We start from the raw sequence: 16,128 nt of genomic DNA, 5'->3' as shown, positions 1-16,128 counted from the left end.
CCCTGCCGCTTCAAACCAAAAAAATGCCCGCGTTGTGCGGGCATTTTCGTTCGCGCGCAGGATCGCAATGGCGGCTCAGCGAGAGCCCGGGCCTATTTTTCCAGCGTCGCCACCACCTCGACATGCGAGGTCCAGAGAAACTGGTCAATCGGCGTGACGCCGGTGATCCGGTAACCGCCCTCGATGAGAATGGTGAGGTCGCGCGCCAGTGTCAGTGGATTGCAGCTGACCGCGGCGATCTTCTTCACTGTCGAACGGGCGAGCTCGCGGCACTGGAACTCCGCTCCGGCGCGAGGCGGATCGAAGACCACCGCGTCATAGACTTTCAGTTCGGACGTCATCAGCGGGCGGCGGAAGAGATCGCGCTTCTCGACGCTGACCGGCTTCAGCCCTTGTGCCTTGCGCGCCGCCTGGTCGAGCGCGGCGAGCGCCTTCTCCTCGCCTTCGACGGCATGCACACGTCCGATCCGGGCAAGCCGAAGAGAAAAAGTGCCGGCGCCCGCAAAGAGATCGGCGATGCGCTTTGCCTTGCCGAGATGGGCAAGCACCAGCTCGGCCATCGTCTCTTCGGCTGGCTTCGTCGCCTGCGCGAAGCCGCCAGCCGGCGGCGAGACCTGCACACCGCCGAACTCGACGATCGGCTTGGATGGCTCGACCAGGATTTCGCCATTCAGCGAAACGCGCGCGATGCCGCGAAGGCCAAGCACGGTTTCAATCGCCTTACGCCGCTGCGGGTCCGGCATCTTCTTGATCCCGTCGACGGCGAGATCGAGCCCGGAAAGTGTTTCGAGAACCGAAATGCGAAAGGCCTCGGCGCTGGTCGCAAGCGCTGCGCCAATTGCCTTGATCGCCGGCAGCCGTGCAAGGATCGCCGCCGACGAGATAGGACATTCCTCGATCGCAACGATATGGTGGCTTTCGGCCTGGTTGAAGCCGATCAGCATATCCTTCTCGGTCTTGCGTGCCGCAAAGACGACGCGCCGCCGCTCGCCGGGATGTGCCGGGACGAGTTCGCCGACCTCGGCCGATATGCCCTTCGATTTCAGGGCGTCGATCACCAGCTGCCGCTTGAAGGTCCGGTAGGGCTGATCCGCCATGTGCTGCAGCGTGCAGCCGCCGCAAGTTCCGTTGACGCCATCCGGGCCGAAATGGCGGCAGGGCGGATCCTGCCGGTCGACCGAAGGCTTGGCAATCGACATGATCGTGCCGTGGTTCTTGACACGCGCGATCGCCACGCTTTCGCCGGGCAGTGAGAAGGGCACGTAAATCGGGCCATCCGCGCCGTCGGCAATGCCGTCGCCCTGGCCGCCGAGTTTCTGGATGGTGACTGTTTCGGTGCTCACGGCTTCGTTCCTGCGAGTAGAAATTCCTGATTGCCGTCGCCGCCGGCGATCGGCGAAGCGATGAGCCCAAGGCTCTTCCAGCCCATGTCTTCGGCGAACCAGCGCTCGAGCTCCGCCGCGACCGCAGGCGCGGAGGAGGGGTCCTTCAACAGTCCGCCCTTGCCGATCGCTTCGCGTCCGGCTTCGAATTGCGGCTTTACCAAAAGCGCTGCAATGGCGCCAGGCTCGGCGATCTGCAACGCAGGCGCCAGCGCGAGCTTCAGCGAAATGAACGAAACATCCGACACGACGAAGGTGGTTGGCCGGCCGATATCCTCTGCCGTCAAATTGCGGGCGTTCAGCCCCTCGATATTCGTGACCCGCGGATCGCCTGCGATGCGCGGATGCATCTGCCCGTGACCGACATCGATGGCGGTCACATGTGCCGCGTCGCGCTCCAGCAGCACTTCCGTGAAGCCGCCTGTCGAAGCACCGATGTCGAGACAGTGGTGGCCTGCCGGACAGAGATGGAAATGATCGAGCGCCGCAATGAGCTTGAGCGCGGCACGGGAGACGTAATCCTGTGCCGGATCATCGACCTCGATTACGGCGTCCTCGGCAAAGAGAGCGCCCGGCTTTGTCACGACAGCGCCGCCGACCTTCACTGTGCCACGGCTTACGGCATCGCGTGCCCGCGAGCGGCTGGAAAAAAGGCCGAGGCTCACGAGAAGCTGGTCGAGGCGCTGGGTATTCTGATCGGACATCGGCTGTCCATGACCGGCAAAGCCGCTGCTTGCAAGCCTTTTGTTGCCGTCGCCGCAGATGAGACCAGGGCATTTCGAGGAAATGCGAAGCGCGTGGAAACAATTCCTCCCCAAATTTTGGGCAGTACAGATTAAGCAAATTTAAAGCCGGTGCCCATAGCTTCGCGGTGATTGCAGCGGTCCGCCCGGGCCGTTCCCTGCCATGATGGCATCAAAACCTCACCTGCAGATCATGTTTCAGTTTAATTCGCTCTGCCGCTGCGTCTCGCGCGGCTTGTTTCGCCGTTTTTGTCAGGAGAGTTGACCGGTGTTCGCCAACATGTCCTTGAAGGGAAAGCTTGCCGCAACCTTTGCCGCGCTGATTCTCATCTTCATTTCCGTCTCAGCCTATGTGTACAGCAAGGCAAACGCGTCGGCTGCGGCTGCCGCCGAACAGGAGAAATCGGAGCTCCTCGTCAATCACATCGACGACGCGCTGCAGGCGATGCTGGAGCAGGCCGTCAACCTGCGTGGCTTCATCCTCTTCCGCAGCGACAGCACCTATGGCGATATCTTCGCCAATCGCGAACGCATGCTGAAGGCGATTGCTGCTGCCAAGCAGACAGCTGCAGGCGAGGCGGAACTGATCGGGATGATCGACGGCATGCAAAAGGCGGCCGATCTCTATTTCCACGAACTTGCCGAACCGCAGGCCAGAGCCCGCAAGGAAACCGAGACGCCGATCGCAGACGTCGTCAAGATCGGTGTTAACGCCACGAAGGGACAACTCGACGGCTTCCGTCAGGCCTCCGCCAAGATCAAGGCTGTCGCCCGCGAAAAGTCGGCGGCCTTTGCCGCAACCCAGCTCGACGCCAACAAGGATCTGACCTTCACGCTGATCGTCGGTGGCATCGCTGCATCGCTTGCCGCAGCCGTGCTCGCCTGGCTTCTATCGCGTACCATCGCGCAGCCGATCGTCGGCATGACCGTCGCCATGGGCCGCTTGGCAGCGGGCCACAACGATATCGACGTGCCGGCGCTCGACCGCGGCGACGAGGTCGGCCTGATGGCGAAATCGGTGCTGGTCTTCAAGGAGGCCGCAATCGAAAAGCAGCGCCTTTCCGGCGAGACGGACCGCATGCGCGACGAGGCCGAGCGCCAGCGCCAGCTCTCCGACGAGGAGAAGGCCCGCGAGGCAGCCGAGATCCGCTTTGCGATCGATAGTCTGGCGGGTGGTCTTTCGAACCTCGCCAACGGCGATGTCGCAAGCCGGATCGCAACGCCCTTCTCCGCTCACTTCGACAGCCTGCGAAACGACTTCAACCATGCCGCTGAAAAGCTCCAGTCTGCACTCCAGGCGGTTGGCCGCAATGCCTCGGCGATCAATGCCGGCGCCGGCGAAATCCGCTCCGCCGCCGACGACCTCGCCCGCCGCACCGAACAGCAGGCTGCTGCTGTCGAGGAAACCGCCGCAGCTCTCGAAGAGGTCACGACGACCGTCCGCGACAGCGCCAAGCGCGCCGAAGATGTCGGCCATCTGGTCGAGCGTGCGCGTCTCGGTGCCGAGCGCTCCGGCGATGTTGTCCGCAAGGCCGTCACTGCCATGCAGCAGATCGAGAAGTCCTCGGGCGAGATCAGCAACATCATCGGCGTCATCGACGACATCGCCTTCCAGACGAACCTGCTTGCCTTGAACGCGGGCGTCGAGGCCGCCCGTGCAGGTGATGCGGGCAAGGGCTTTGCCGTCGTTGCCCAGGAGGTGCGTGAACTGGCCCAGCGTTCCGCCAACGCCGCCAAGGAGATCAAGGCGCTGATCACGACCTCCGGCGACCATGTCAACACCGGCGTCTCGCTTGTCGGTGAAACCGGCAAGGCGCTTGCCGAGATCGTAAGCGAGGTCCAGGAGATCAACCGCCATATCGGCGCGATCGTCACCGCCACGCGCGAACAGTCGATCGGCCTGCAGGAGATCAACACCGCCGTCAACAATATGGACCAGGGCACGCAGCAGAATGCTGCCATGGTCGAAGAACAAACGGCGGCAAGCCATGCGCTGGCTCAGGAAGCCAACGCGCTGGACGCCTTGCTGCAACAGTTCAAGCTCGGCCAGGCCGCACCGGCAGCCGCACCCCGTGCGATTGCCGGGCAGTCCGGCGCCCGCCCTGTTGCATCGCCCGCCCGCGCGCTGACCAACAAGCTCGCCAGCGCCTTCGTCGGCAAGGCGGCAACCGCCGCAGCCGTCCAAGACGATTGGACGGAATTCTGAGATCGCTGATCGATCTGGAATATAAGAGGGGGGCGGACGGTTTGGCCGCCCTTCTCGTTTGTTGCGTGCTAAATGCCCTGGATGCCGCGCATTCGCTCGACGTCGCCTTTCGGTGGCAATGGTGGAACCGGACATAGTCGCCGCTGAACTGGGACGGGCTGTCGTAGCAATGGGAAATCCCGCTTCGGCCGCCTTCATGCCTTCGACGACCATGAGGCGCCGCGCCTCCTGCAGCCTGATCTGCGCACGAAATCGATTGGGCGGCCGATCTGGTTCAGCCGGCTTTTACCATTGGCGATCTGCTGCAGCAGACCCGCCTGCGGCCGGCTCGGTATAGGATCTCGCGTTCGAAAAGCGGTGCGAGGACCCCCGCATATTCCGGCGCGTAGGCAGCAATCGGACGCCTGCGTCGATCAGATGCGGCGTCGCCGCAGCTGTCACCTGCGGCTGACCTGCCGCCGCCGGGAAGTGCGGCGGCACACCGGACGGAAAGAAGTAGATTGGTAGCTTTGGGGGAGCCTGCGCGCTGCCCAAGGCCCCAGATGGCGTCAGCCCGCAACCCCCACGGCCGCGCCGGGGCCGAGTGTCCGGAAGACGGTGGAAACAATGCCTGCGCGGTCGAGACCGGCATGAGCGTTCATCACCTCTGGTTTCGCCTGCTCCATCCAGATATCGGGCATGGTGAGCGAGCGGACCTTCAGGCCGCTTTCAAGCAGGCCTTCCATCGCAAGGAAATGCAGCACATGACTGCCAAAGCCGCCGATGGCGCCTTCTTCGACGGTGATCAGCATTTCGTGGTGGCGGGCGAGCTGGCGAATCAGGCCGTGGTCCAGCGGCTTGGCGAAACGCGCATCGGCAACCGTGGTCGAAAGGCCGGCAGCCTCAAGATCTTCGGCCGCAAGCAGGCAGTCCGCGAGCCGCGAGCCGAAGGAAAGCAGCGCAACCTTGGTGCCTTCCTTGACGATGCGGCCCTTGCCGATCTGCAGGATTTCGCCGCGCGCCGGCATTTCGACGCCGACACCTTCGCCGCGCGGATAACGGAATGAAATCGGGCCGGCGTCATAAGCCGCCGCCGTGCGCACCATATGCTTCAGTTCCACCTCGTCGGCCGCAGCCATGACGACGAAGCCGGGAAGCGTCGCAAGGAATGTCGTGTCGAACGAACCCGCATGCGTCGGGCCGTCGGCGCCGACGAAACCAGCGCGGTCGATCGGGAAACGGACCGGCAGGCCCTGGATTGCGACATCGTGGACGACCTGGTCGTAGGCGCGCTGCAGGAAGGTGGAATAGAGCGCCGCAAACGGCTTGTAACCCTCGGTGGCGAGGCCGGCCGCGAAGGTGACGGCATGCTGCTCGGCGATGCCGACATCGAAACAGCGGGCAGGGAAGACTTCGGCAAGCTTGTCCAGGCCAGTGCCATTCGGCATGGCCGCCGTGATGCCGACGATCTTGTCGTCGAGCGTTGCCTCCTGCACCAGCGCCTCGGCGAAGACGCTCGTATAGCTCGGCGCATTCGGCTTCACCTTCGCCTGCGCCCCGGTGATGACATCGAATTTGTTGACGCCGTGGTACTTGTCGGCGGCGGCTTCGGCAGGCGGATAACCCTTGCCCTTCTGCGTCACGACGTGGATCAACACCGGACCTTCGGCGTTGTCGCGCACATTGCGCAGCACCGGGAGCAGATGCTCGAACGAATGTCCATCGATCGGGCCGATATGGTAGAAGCCCATTTCCTCGAACATGGTGCCGCCGGTCACGTAGCCTCGCGCATGCTCGACGGCGCGGGTGAGCGCCCGGTCGACTTTCTTGCCGAGATAAGCCGTCAGCTTCTTGCCGAAATCGCGAAAGCCCATATAGGTCCGTCCGGAGGCGAGGCGGGCGAGATAGGCGCTCATGGCACCCGTCGGCGGGGCAATTGACATATCGTTGTCGTTGAGGATGACGATGAGCCGCGCATCGAGCGCGCCGGCATTGTTCAGCGCCTCGTAAGCCATGCCGGCCGACATCGCGCCGTCGCCGATGACGGCAATCACGCGCCGGTCTGTCTTGCTCAGTTCGGCGGCGACCGCCATGCCGAGACCCGCGGAAATCGAGGTCGATGAGTGCGCCGCCCCGAAGGGATCGTATTCGCTCTCGGCGCGCCGCGTGAACCCGGAAAGGCCGCCTTCCTGACGCAGCGTGCGGATCCGCTCGCGGCGGCCGGTAAGGATCTTGTGCGGGTAACACTGGTGGCCGACGTCGAAGATCAACCGGTCCTCGGGCGTATCGAAGACGCTGTGGATGGCGATCGTCAGTTCGACGACGCCAAGACCCGCGCCCAGATGTCCGCCGGTGCGCGAGACCGCATCGATCATCTCGTCTCGGACTTCGCGCGCAAGCTGCGGCAGGTCACGATCCTCGAGCTTGCGCAGGTCGGCGGGATATTTGACCTGGTCGAGCAGCGGGGTTTTCGGCTGATGTGTCACGGGCGGGAGCTCTTTCTTATGGTTCTTGCTTTGCTTATTCGATTAGATTGCGGCAAAACAAGTGCATTTCAAGAACCGCAACCCCATAATTCTAAGGGAGTTCATCCTTCAGGCAAAGGCACGAATTCCTCTTCGTCCCCCGGAACGATGTCGAAGCGGCCCGTGCGCCATTCCTCCTTCGCCTTCTCGATACGCTCCTTGGAGGAGGAAACGAAGTTCCACCAGATGTACCGCTTCGAATTCAGCGCCGCACCCCCAAAGAGCATCAGATGACAGCCCGCAGGACCTGCCTCAAGCGTGATTGCGTCGCCTGGCCGGAAGACGAGCAGCTGATCCGCGGCAAAGCGGTCGCCGGCGATGATGACTTCGCCTGAAAGCACATAGGCTGCGCGCTCTTCATGGGCCGCGCCGAAGGGGAAGCTGGCGCCTGGTTCAATATCGAGATCGGCATAGAGCGTGTCCGAAAACACCTTGACCGGCGACGTCATGCCTTCGAAGGAGCCGATGACGACGCGCCCTCTCACGCCACGTTCATCGATCAGCGGCATCTCGCTTTTTTCCGTATGGGCAAACGAAGGGTCGATTTCTTCCTTGTCGTCCGGTAGTGCCAGCCAGGTCTGCAGGCCCGACATCAGCAGCGGGTGACCACGCAGATTGTCGGGCGTGCGCTCCGAATGCACGATGCCGCGCCCGGCCGTCATCAGGTTGATATCGCCGGGCCGTATCACCTTCTCGGTACCAAGACTGTCCATATGCCGGATTTCGCCATCGAAAAGATAGGTGACTGTCGACAATCCGATATGCGGATGCGGCTTCACATCCAGCGCTTCGCCAGGCTTCAGAATCGCCGGTCCCATCCGGTCGAAGAAGATGAACGGCCCCACCAGCCGGCGCTGCCGCGTCGGAAGCGCTCGCCGCACCTGAAAACCGCCGATATCGCTGGTGCGCGGAATGATCAGATTCTCGATGGCGTCGCAGGCGAAGGCGTCACCGGGCAGCGGGTCTTTACCGGGGAAGAAGGACATGGCGGTTCTCCGAGCACGAGGGCGCAACCAGCAATAGCGCCTGGCGGGCCGCCGCGAAAGGGTTCATGTTCGTCAGATGGCTGTGAAGCCGTTATCGACGAAGAGATGGGCTCCGTTGACGAAGCTGGATTCGTCGCTCGCCAAATAGAGCGCCGCCCTCGCTACATCTTCCGGCTCGCCGATCCTTCCCTGCTGCGCAGCAATCGCGGCGTCGGAAAGATCGACGCCAAACGCCTGTAAGTCGGCTACCTCACGAAGGCCGTGCGGCGTACGGATGAAGCCGGGGCAGACTGCATTGCAGCGGATGTTGCGGTCGCGGAATTCCACCGCAATCGCTCGCGCGAACATATGCACTGCACCCTTGGTCGTGTCATAGAGCACTTCCATCGGCGTCGCGGCAACGGCGGAGATGGACGAGGTACAGACGATCGATCCGCCGCCTGCCGCGATCATCTTCGGCAACACGGCCTTTGTCATCAGGAACATCGAGCGCACGTTGACGGCATGCAGCCAATCCCATTCCTCAAGCGTCGTTTCCAGGAACGGCTTGATGACGATGGTGCCCGCATGATTGAAGAGCACGGTAACGGCGCCATAGCGCTCCTCGATACCGGCAACGGCGGTGTTCACCGCTTTCTCGTCGGAAACGTCGGCAATCCAGTAATCCGCTTCACCGCCTGCATCCCGGATGGCCGTGGCGGTCTGCGCCGCCGCCTCGCCATTGCGGTCTATGATCGCGACACGAGCGCCTTCGGCGGCAAACAGCTTTGACGCTGCGCCGCCCATGCCGGTCGCACCGCCCGAGATGATGGCAACCTTGCCCTTCAGCCTATCCGTCATTCTGAACTGTTCCCTCTGCTGTTGGTGGAGGATGTTAGACTGACGATTTGCTTCCGGCCAGAAGTCTTGGGAGAATGTTTTACGGGATCACGCCCCGTCCAGCGGCTCCGTGCCCTGCGGTTTGCCGGCGCGGTCGAGCCGGATCTTCTCGATGCGGTTTTCGGCAGCCGAAAGCAGCGTCTCACAATGCTTCTTCAGCGCTTCGCCGCGCTCGTAGATCTCGATGGATTCATCGAGCGCCACGTCGCCGCGCTCCAGGCGGGCCACGATGCTTTCGAGTTCGGCAACCGCCTTTTCGAAGGAAAGACCGGAAACCTCCGGCTTGGCGCTGTCAGTCATACTCAACCCTTCATCAATCGAAGCACATGCAGGCCTGCCGATTCGGCAAGCCCTTCCAGATCATAGCCGCCTTCCAGCAGGCTGACGACCCGGTTGGAGGCGCTTTTGTCGGCTATCTCCAGCAATCTTCCGGTCGCCCAGTCGAAATCCTCGCCGACAAGATTGATCTGCGCCAAGGGATCGCGGTGATGCGCGTCGAATCCGGCAGATATGATGATGAGGTCCGGCCGGAAATCGACAAGCGCCGGCAGCACGCGCGATTTGAATGCCTCGCGGAAATGATCGCTGCCGACATTCGGCGAAAGCGGCGCATTGATGATCGTGCCGTGCTTGCCGCTTTCGTCCTTCGCGCCCGATCCCGGATAGAGCGGCATTTGATGCGTCGAGCAGAAGAGCACGGAGGCGTCGTCCCAGAAGATGTCCTGCGTGCCGTTGCCGTGGTGCACGTCCCAATCGACGATCGCGACACGCTCGGCGCCATGGCGTTTCTGGGCATGGCGGGCGGCGATCGCCGCATTGTTGAAGAAGCAGAAGCCCATTGCCGTCAGCTTCTCCGCGTGATGCCCGGGCGGGCGGGCGGCGACGAAGACATTGTCGGCCTTGCCGGTGAAGACGTCATCCACCGCAGCCATGGCCGCACCGACGCCCGTCAGCGCCGCCTGCAGGCTCTTCGGGCTCGCATAGGTATCGGCCTCGATCTGGTTGATCTCGCCGTCCTCTTCGGGAATCTGGCGCATGACGGCGCGCAGATGTTCCTCGGGATGGGCAAGCAGCACGGCCTCCTCGTTCGCCTGCGGCGCCTCCTTGCGCTCCAGCCGCTCGAAATTCGGATGGCCGAGCGCGACGTTGATTGCCCGCATCCGGTCCGGCCGCTCGGGATGGCCCGCGGGCGTGACATGTTCGAGAAAGATCGGGTGTTCGTAAAGGCGGGTGCTCATGCGGATACTCTTATCGCTTGCCCCAGTCATGATCCACAGCAGATGGCGCAAATGCCGGCAATTTCAACATACGCGCGGTGTCGCGCGCATGTTACCTCCACCGTTTACTTCGGCCTGTGTCGCCATTAGTCTTTCAGCAGGGAAGGAAGGATAGGCAGACAGATGGCAAAATCAGCGCGCTCGAACGTAGCGGAAATACGTGTGCCGTTTCGGGATGTCGACATGCATGGTGAGATGTTCATCTCGTCCTATATTTCCTATGCCGAATCCGTACTTGCAAATTTCTGGCTTACGCGGCCGGAAGTGGAAGGCGAGCCAATTTATACTGCAAGCAAGATTTCCTGCATCCTGCACCGGCCCTTGCACTACGACGAACTGGTGGAGTTCACCACCGCGGTCGACAAGATCGGCGTCCGCTCCGTCGGCTTTCTGATTGCCGTCGAGGCGGAAGGCGAACGCGCCGCCGAGGTCGAGATCATCTGGCAAGCGCGCAATCGCGAAGACCTGTCGCCGGCCGCGCTCCCTGAAGAAACGCGCGACTGGCTTTACACCTTCGTTGATTAGGCTCCGATCCTAAGCACGTGCAGGCAGCAACGGATAGCCAACCATGACGGCGCGGCCGGCGAGCGCTGCTACGAACGCCTTGATGACATCGCCGGGGACGAAGGCCATCGAGCCGACGAACGCCTGTTGCAGGCCGACGCCGGCAGCGACCGCGAGATAGGCGATCCCGAAAGCATAGAGAACGAAGATGCCGCCGATCACGGATGCGAGGAAGAAGCCGACCGTCTGCACGAGGCCGGACTGCTCGGCCTTCACCAGGCGCTCGGCGACATAGCCGGTGACGAAGGCGGCAAAGAGCCAGCCGATGAGGAAGCCGGTCGTCGGTGCGGCAAATGCCGCAAGGCCGCCGCGGCCGCCTGAAAGCACCGGAAGGCCGATCGCAACAAGAACAAGCACGATCAGCACGGCGATCGCGCCGCGGCGCGCGCCGAGCACGACGCCTGCCATCATGACGCCAAGCGACTGCGCGGTGATCGGCACCGGAATGAAGCCGAGCGTGATCGGCGGCAGAATGCCGAGCGCCACGATGATTGCGGCAAAGAGGGCTGAGAGTACGAGGTCGCGGGTGCTCATGATGGGCTCCGTGTTTACAGAATGTTAACTGACATGCCGCCGAACGCCGCGCGCGTCAATCGCTGCGGCAATATTATCCGCATCTCTGAGCGTGAGGATGATCAACGGCGCAAGCACCGTGACGGGCCGCACCTTAATGCCGCGGGCTGTATGCGCCTCCTTGATCGCCTGGTAGCGGCCAAGGATTTCCGGCACGAAACGGACGACGAGACCGACCGCAAGCCCGACATCGTTCGCCGCCACCAGGCCGGCCCGCTCCAATGGGCGGGCAAGCAGCGTGATCTCGTCGATGAACTCGCTGATCGTCGTTGTCGCCGTCACCGCCGCCGCAAAGAGCATCAGCGCCGTCAGCCGCAACAGCGCCACGACCGCGCCATGCCAGGGATTGAAGGCGAGGCTGAAAAGTGCCACGACGAAGATCGTCAGCAGCACGGGCTTCAGTCGTGCAGTCGCCTGCCCGAAAGGCAGGCCGAGGCTGAAATAGACGGCCCCTGTTATCAGCACGCCGAGCGAAAGCAGCGGAATGTTGCGGGTGGTGAAGAGAATGACGCCGAGGATCGCGAGAACAAGCAGCTTCGAGCGCGCCGGAAGCCGGTGCATGATGCTGGTTCCCTCGACATAAAGCGATTGCATCAGGCGATAATCTCCCGGTAGCGCGCAATGGCCTCGGCCGCCGGCGCATCGGCGGCAAGCCTCCCCCCGTGGAAGAGCAGGACGCGGCCGAAATCCGCGACCAGTTCCAGATCATGGCTGATCACGATGGCGTTTTCAGGCAGGTCCTCGATGATCTTCTGCACCAACGCGCGATTCTTGAGATCCAGCTGGTTCGTCGGCTCGTCGAGGATCAGGATATCCGGGCCGGTCACCAGCACCGCGGAGAGGGCAGCGATCTGCAACTCGCCGCCAGAAAGCTCGTGCGCCCGCCGCGCTGCCAGATGGGCGGCACCGAAGCGGCCGAGTGCAGCTTCAACCTTCGCTTCGATCTCGGCCTTCGAGAGGCCGCGGCCCTTCAATCCGAAGGCAATGTCGTCGCGCACGATCGGCAGGATGATCTGGTTCTGCGGCTGCTGGAAGATGAAGCCGACATCCGGAAGGGCCGAATGAAAGTCGGCCGTGTCGCGGCCATTGACGATCACGCGTCCAGCTGTCGGCTTCGTCAGGCCATTGATCAGCCGCGCGAAAGTGGTCTTTCCCGAACCGTTGAGGCCGATTACGCCGATGCGGTTTTCCGTGAGAGTGAGGGTCAGCGGCGAGAGCGCTTCCCGCGCGCCATAAGTGACTGCAGCCCCTTCGAAGCGGATCTCCAAATCATTCCCCTGTCACAATCCGATGCTGCTTCTATAGCCGCAGCGTCAAAAGTGCAAAACCGGGTGGCTAGGAACATTTTCCCGAATATGATGTGCCCATGACGAATCTCTTTTCGAACAGCGATGCCCGCCGCGTCTTCCTCGCCAAACAGGGCCTAAGCTCTCCGCCGAATCGCGCCCTGACCAAGGCCGGGCTGCTGCAGCTGATCCATGACATCGGTTTCGTGCAGGTGGACAGCATCCAGACGGTGGAGCGGGCGCATCACCAGATCCTCTTTTCCCGCAACCAGACATACAGACGCGAACACCTGACCGCGCTCCTGGAGAAGGACGGCGCGCTGTTCGAACATTGGACGCACGACGCCTCCATCCTGCCGAGCGACTTCTTCAAATACTGGAAGCACAAATTCCGCCACCAGGAAGAGGTGCTCGTCGAGCGCTGGCGCAAATGGCGCGGCGAGGGTTTCGAGCATGCCTTCGACGAGACCTACGAGCGCGTGGCGCGCGACGGCGCGATCATGGCGCGCGAGATCAAGGCCGACGGACACACCTCGGGCGGCTGGTGGAACTGGCATCCCAACAAGACCGCGCTCGAATATTTCTGGCACACCGGCAAGTTCGCCATCGCCGGCCGCTCCAATTTCCAGAAGATCTACGATCTGGTCGAGCGTGTCATCCCGGCCGAATTCCGCGATCCGGAAGTAAGCCGGGAGGAGTTTGTCGATTGGGCGTGCCGAAGCGCGTTGAAACGGCTCGGTTTTGCGACACACGGCGAAATCGCCGCCTTTTGGAATCTGCTGTTGCCGGACGAGGCGAAGGCCTGGGTTTCAACCCATCGCGACGAACTGACCGAGATCCTGATCGAGCCGGCGCTCGGCGGCAAGCCGCGCCCCTCCTGGGCCTTCGCGGATTTCCTTTCGACGCTGGATGACTATCTCGAGGCTCCGGCGCGCATTCGCGTCTTGAGCCCCTTCGATCCGACGATCCGCGACCGCAACCGCGCCGAACGCCTGTTCGGCTTCTTCTACCGCATCGAGGTTTTCGTACCTGAGCCGAAGCGCGAATACGGCTATTACGTCTTTCCGCTGCTCGAAGGCGACAAACTCATCGGCCGCATCGACATGAAGGCCGACCGCAAGAAGGGGACGCTGGATGTGAAGCGGCTATGGCTGGAGCCCGGCGTGAAGGCTTCTGCGGGACGGATGGAGAGGCTGCGAGCGGAACTGGAGCGCGTGGCGAAGTTTGCGGGGGTGGAGAAGGTTGTGTTTCTTAAGGGGTGGATGGGTTAGCCGCGTGTCTCTTTTCCCCAGCGGGGAGAAGTGCCGAGCCTCGCTCGGCACGAGATTGTCGGAACGCCCCCCATCCGGCCCCGGCAGGCCACCTGTCTCCGCCGGAGAAGGGAGCCTCTCACCAAATCTCCGTCTTTGAAATCTTGATTCCAAATCCCTCCAGGCCGACATAGTGTCGCTCGCGGCTGGTGAGCAGCCTGATCGAACTGACGCCGAGGTCTTTCAGGATCTGCGCGCCCAAGCCGATTTCCAGCCATTCGCTTTCGCGGCTCTTGGCTTCGGCGTGGGCTTCGCGGCCCTGGCTGCGGGCCTTGCGGCCGTTGTCGTAGTGGCCCACGCCCACGGAGCCTTCACGGAGGTAGACGATGATGCCGCGGCCTTCCTCGGCGATTTTCTGCATGTAGTGGTCGACCGGGCTTTTCTTGCCGAAGAGGTCCTCGGCGACATTTTCCGGGTGCAGGCGCACAGGGATGTCGATGCCGTCGCGTATATCGCCGAAGACGACGGCGAGGTGCTGCATCGGATCCCAGGGAAGCGAATAGGTGTGCGCCTTGGCCTTGCCGAACGGCGTCTCGATATCGAAGCTGGCGCCGAGTTCGATCAGCGTTTCCTTGCGCTGGCGATAGGCGATGAGGTCTGCGACCGAGACGAGCTTCAGGCCATGCTTTTCCGCAAAATCGATGACCTGCGGCCCGCGCGTCACCGTACCGTCGTCATTAACGAGCTCGCTGATGACGCCGATCAGCGGCAGTCCGGCGAGCCTGCAGAGATCGACGGCCGCTTCCGTATGGCCAGAACGCATCAGAACGCCGCCTTCGCGGGCAACGAGTGGAAAGATGTGGCCGGGCCGGACGAAATCGCTCGCACCGACATTCGGATTGGCGAGATTGCGCACCGTCAGCGTGCGGTCGTCGGCGGAAATGCCGGTCGTCGTGCCGTGCTTGAAATCGACGGACACGGTGAAGGCCGTCGTGTGCGCGGAGTCGTTTTCGGCCACCATGGCGTTGAGGTTCAGGCGCTTCGCCTCTTCTTTCGGCATGGGCGTGCAGACGATGCCGGAGGTATGGCGGACGATGAAGGCCATCTTTTCCGGTGTGCAATGGACGGCGGCGACGATCAGGTCGCCTTCATTCTCCCGGTCGTCGTCATCCATGACGACGACGATTTCGCCGGCTTCGAAGGCCCGGATGGCATCGACGACACGCTTCTGGTCATAAGGCATGGGACAGTTCCTATTTCAGCCGGCCGGTCTGGCCGCGGTCGCGGAGGTAGTGATCGGCGATGGCGCAGGCGACCATGGCTTCGCCGATCGGCACGGCCCGGATACCGACGCAGGGGTCGTGCCGACCCTTGGTGCGGATATCGACATTGTTTCCATCGGCATCAATCGAGCGCCGCTCGGTGAGGATGGAGGAAGTCGGCTTGATCGCAAACCGCGCGATCACCGGCTGACCGGTCGATATGCCGCCTAAAATACCGCCGGCGTGGTTGGAAAGAAACAGCGGCTTGCCGTCATTGCCCATGCGCATCTCGTCGGCGTTTTCTTCGCCGGTGATCTCGGCGGCGCCGAACCCATTACCGATCTCGACGCCCTTCACGGCATTGATCGACATCAGCAGCGAGGCGATGTCCTGGTCGAGCTTGGCATAGATGGGCGCACCGAGCCCGGCCGGAACACCTTCAGCCACGACTTCGACGACGGCGCCGATTGAGGAGCCGTTCTTGCGGATGCCGTCAAGATATTCCTCCCATACGGGGACGATCTCGGCATCCGGCGAGAAGAAGGGATTTTGGTTAACCTGATCCCAATCCCAGTTCTGGCGGTTGATCTTGTGCTTGCCGATCTGCACGAGAGCTCCGTGAACTTTCATGTTCGGCACAACGAGACGGGCAATCCCGCCGGCCGCGACACGTGCCGCGGTCTCGCGGGCGGAGGAGCGGCCGCCGCCGCGATAGTCGCGGATGCCGTATTTGACGTCATAAGTATAGTCGGCGTGGCCGGGGCGGTATTGCCGGGCAATCTCGCCGTAATCCTTGGAGCGCTGGTCCGTGTTCTCGATCGTCATCGCGATCGGCGTTCCGGTCGTCGTCATCGTCTCGCCGTCGGCATCCAGCATCACGCCGGACAGCACCTTCACGAGGTCCGCCTCGCGGCGCTGCGTCACGAAACGCGACTGGCCGGGCTTGCGCTTGTCGAGCCAGGCCTGGATGTCTTCCAGCTTGAAGCGCAGGCCGGGAGGGCAGCCGTCGACGACGCAGCCGAGTGCCGGGCCGTGGCTCTCGCCCCAGGTTGTTACACGGAAGAGATGACCGAATGTATTGTGCGACATGTGTTCCGACCACGCGCGGCAACCCGCGCCATTCTCCAAAATGCGCGACACTCATAGGCCAAAAAGAGGTTGGGGCAAAAGCCTTTCTTTGCGCGAAATCCACGCGAGGAAGAAATGATGTTTCCGC

Annotated in this window: 15 protein-coding genes; 3 read left to right on the top strand and 12 right to left on the bottom strand. The window is 62.6% G+C overall.

Annotated features, from left to right (window positions below; genetic code table 11):
* Positions 1-92: 92 nt before the first annotated feature.
* The gene (locus A3C3_RS0120765; RefSeq protein ID WP_022716509.1) at positions 93-1,343 is read right to left on the bottom strand and encodes a class I SAM-dependent RNA methyltransferase; all 1,251 of its coding nucleotides are present in this window, start codon (positions 1,341-1,343) and stop codon (positions 93-95) included.
* Positions 1,340-2,086: a TlyA family RNA methyltransferase gene (locus A3C3_RS0120760; protein ID WP_028739842.1), complete on the bottom strand. Its 747-nt coding sequence runs from the start codon at positions 2,084-2,086 to the stop codon at positions 1,340-1,342. Before A3C3_RS0120760 ends, A3C3_RS0120765 begins: the two co-directional genes overlap by 4 nt.
* A 319-nt stretch (positions 2,087-2,405) precedes the next feature.
* On the opposite strand from A3C3_RS0120760, the gene A3C3_RS0120755 reads away from it, so the two are divergent.
* On the top strand, positions 2,406-4,331 hold the full coding sequence (locus A3C3_RS0120755) for a methyl-accepting chemotaxis protein (protein WP_033419748.1): 1,926 nt from the start codon (positions 2,406-2,408) through the stop codon (positions 4,329-4,331).
* A gap of 548 nt (positions 4,332-4,879) precedes the next feature.
* On the opposite strand, the gene dxs is transcribed toward A3C3_RS0120755, so the two are convergent.
* The 5 genes from dxs to A3C3_RS0120730 all read right to left on the bottom strand — a co-directional run bounded on the left by dxs (position 4,880) and on the right by A3C3_RS0120730 (position 9,938).
* Complete coding sequence (gene dxs, locus A3C3_RS0120750) at positions 4,880-6,796, bottom strand: 1-deoxy-D-xylulose-5-phosphate synthase (protein ID WP_022716506.1); 1,917 nt, start codon at positions 6,794-6,796, stop codon at positions 4,880-4,882.
* Between the two features lie 101 nt (positions 6,797-6,897).
* Entirely contained in the window at positions 6,898-7,821 is a 924-nt protein-coding gene (locus A3C3_RS0120745; protein ID WP_022716505.1) for a pirin family protein, read from the bottom strand.
* 72 nt (positions 7,822-7,893) lie between these two features.
* Complete coding sequence (locus tag A3C3_RS0120740; RefSeq protein WP_022716504.1) at positions 7,894-8,661, bottom strand: SDR family NAD(P)-dependent oxidoreductase; 768 nt, start codon at positions 8,659-8,661, stop codon at positions 7,894-7,896.
* An 87-nt stretch (positions 8,662-8,748) separates the two neighbouring features.
* Positions 8,749-9,000: an exodeoxyribonuclease VII small subunit gene (locus tag A3C3_RS0120735; protein ID WP_022716503.1), complete on the bottom strand. Its 252-nt coding sequence runs from the start codon at positions 8,998-9,000 to the stop codon at positions 8,749-8,751.
* A 2-nt stretch (positions 9,001-9,002) separates the two neighbouring features.
* Positions 9,003-9,938 (bottom strand): histone deacetylase family protein, encoded by a 936-nt coding sequence (locus A3C3_RS0120730; RefSeq protein WP_028739841.1) that lies wholly within the window; start codon positions 9,936-9,938, stop codon positions 9,003-9,005.
* Between the two features lie 162 nt (positions 9,939-10,100).
* Between A3C3_RS0120730 and A3C3_RS0120725 the strand changes: the two genes are divergently transcribed.
* Positions 10,101-10,502 carry an acyl-CoA thioesterase gene (locus tag A3C3_RS0120725; protein WP_022716501.1) on the top strand — a complete coding sequence of 134 codons (402 nt, stop codon included), beginning with the start codon at positions 10,101-10,103 and terminating at the stop codon, positions 10,500-10,502.
* Between the two features lie 9 nt (positions 10,503-10,511).
* On the opposite strand, the gene A3C3_RS0120720 is transcribed toward A3C3_RS0120725, so the two are convergent.
* Genes A3C3_RS0120720 through A3C3_RS0120710 form a run of 3 tightly spaced genes read right to left on the bottom strand, consistent with a single transcriptional unit; the run spans position 10,512 to position 12,382 of the window.
* The gene (locus A3C3_RS0120720) at positions 10,512-11,075 is read right to left on the bottom strand and encodes a biotin transporter BioY (protein ID WP_022716500.1); all 564 of its coding nucleotides are present in this window, start codon (positions 11,073-11,075) and stop codon (positions 10,512-10,514) included.
* Between the two features lie 24 nt (positions 11,076-11,099).
* Entirely contained in the window at positions 11,100-11,708 is a 609-nt protein-coding gene (locus A3C3_RS0120715; protein ID WP_022716499.1) for an energy-coupling factor transporter transmembrane component T family protein, read from the bottom strand.
* Entirely contained in the window at positions 11,708-12,382 is a 675-nt protein-coding gene (locus tag A3C3_RS0120710; protein ID WP_022716498.1) for an energy-coupling factor ABC transporter ATP-binding protein, read from the bottom strand. The genes A3C3_RS0120715 and A3C3_RS0120710 overlap by 1 nt, the downstream gene beginning before the upstream one ends.
* A gap of 98 nt (positions 12,383-12,480) precedes the next feature.
* Between A3C3_RS0120710 and A3C3_RS0120705 the strand changes: the two genes are divergently transcribed.
* Positions 12,481-13,671, top strand: a complete 1,191-nt coding sequence (locus tag A3C3_RS0120705) for a winged helix-turn-helix domain-containing protein (RefSeq protein ID WP_022716497.1) — start codon at positions 12,481-12,483, stop codon at positions 13,669-13,671.
* 118 nt (positions 13,672-13,789) lie between these two features.
* Here the strand turns inward: A3C3_RS0120705 and ribB are convergent, their stop codons facing one another.
* Positions 13,790-14,893, bottom strand: a complete 1,104-nt coding sequence (gene ribB / locus A3C3_RS0120700) for a 3,4-dihydroxy-2-butanone-4-phosphate synthase (RefSeq protein WP_022716496.1) — start codon at positions 14,891-14,893, stop codon at positions 13,790-13,792.
* Positions 14,894-14,903: 10 nt separating this feature from the next.
* Positions 14,904-16,001: a chorismate synthase gene (aroC, locus tag A3C3_RS0120695; protein ID WP_022716495.1), complete on the bottom strand. Its 1,098-nt coding sequence runs from the start codon at positions 15,999-16,001 to the stop codon at positions 14,904-14,906.
* Positions 16,002-16,128 lie beyond the last annotated feature (127 nt).

Origin of the sequence: Rhizobium mongolense USDA 1844, assembly GCF_000419765.1 — a bacterium.
Taxonomy (GTDB): Bacteria; Pseudomonadota; Alphaproteobacteria; order Rhizobiales; family Rhizobiaceae; genus Rhizobium; species Rhizobium mongolense.
Note: the sequence above shows the minus strand (reverse complement) of the source record. Positions and strands in the feature narration are given on the sequence as shown.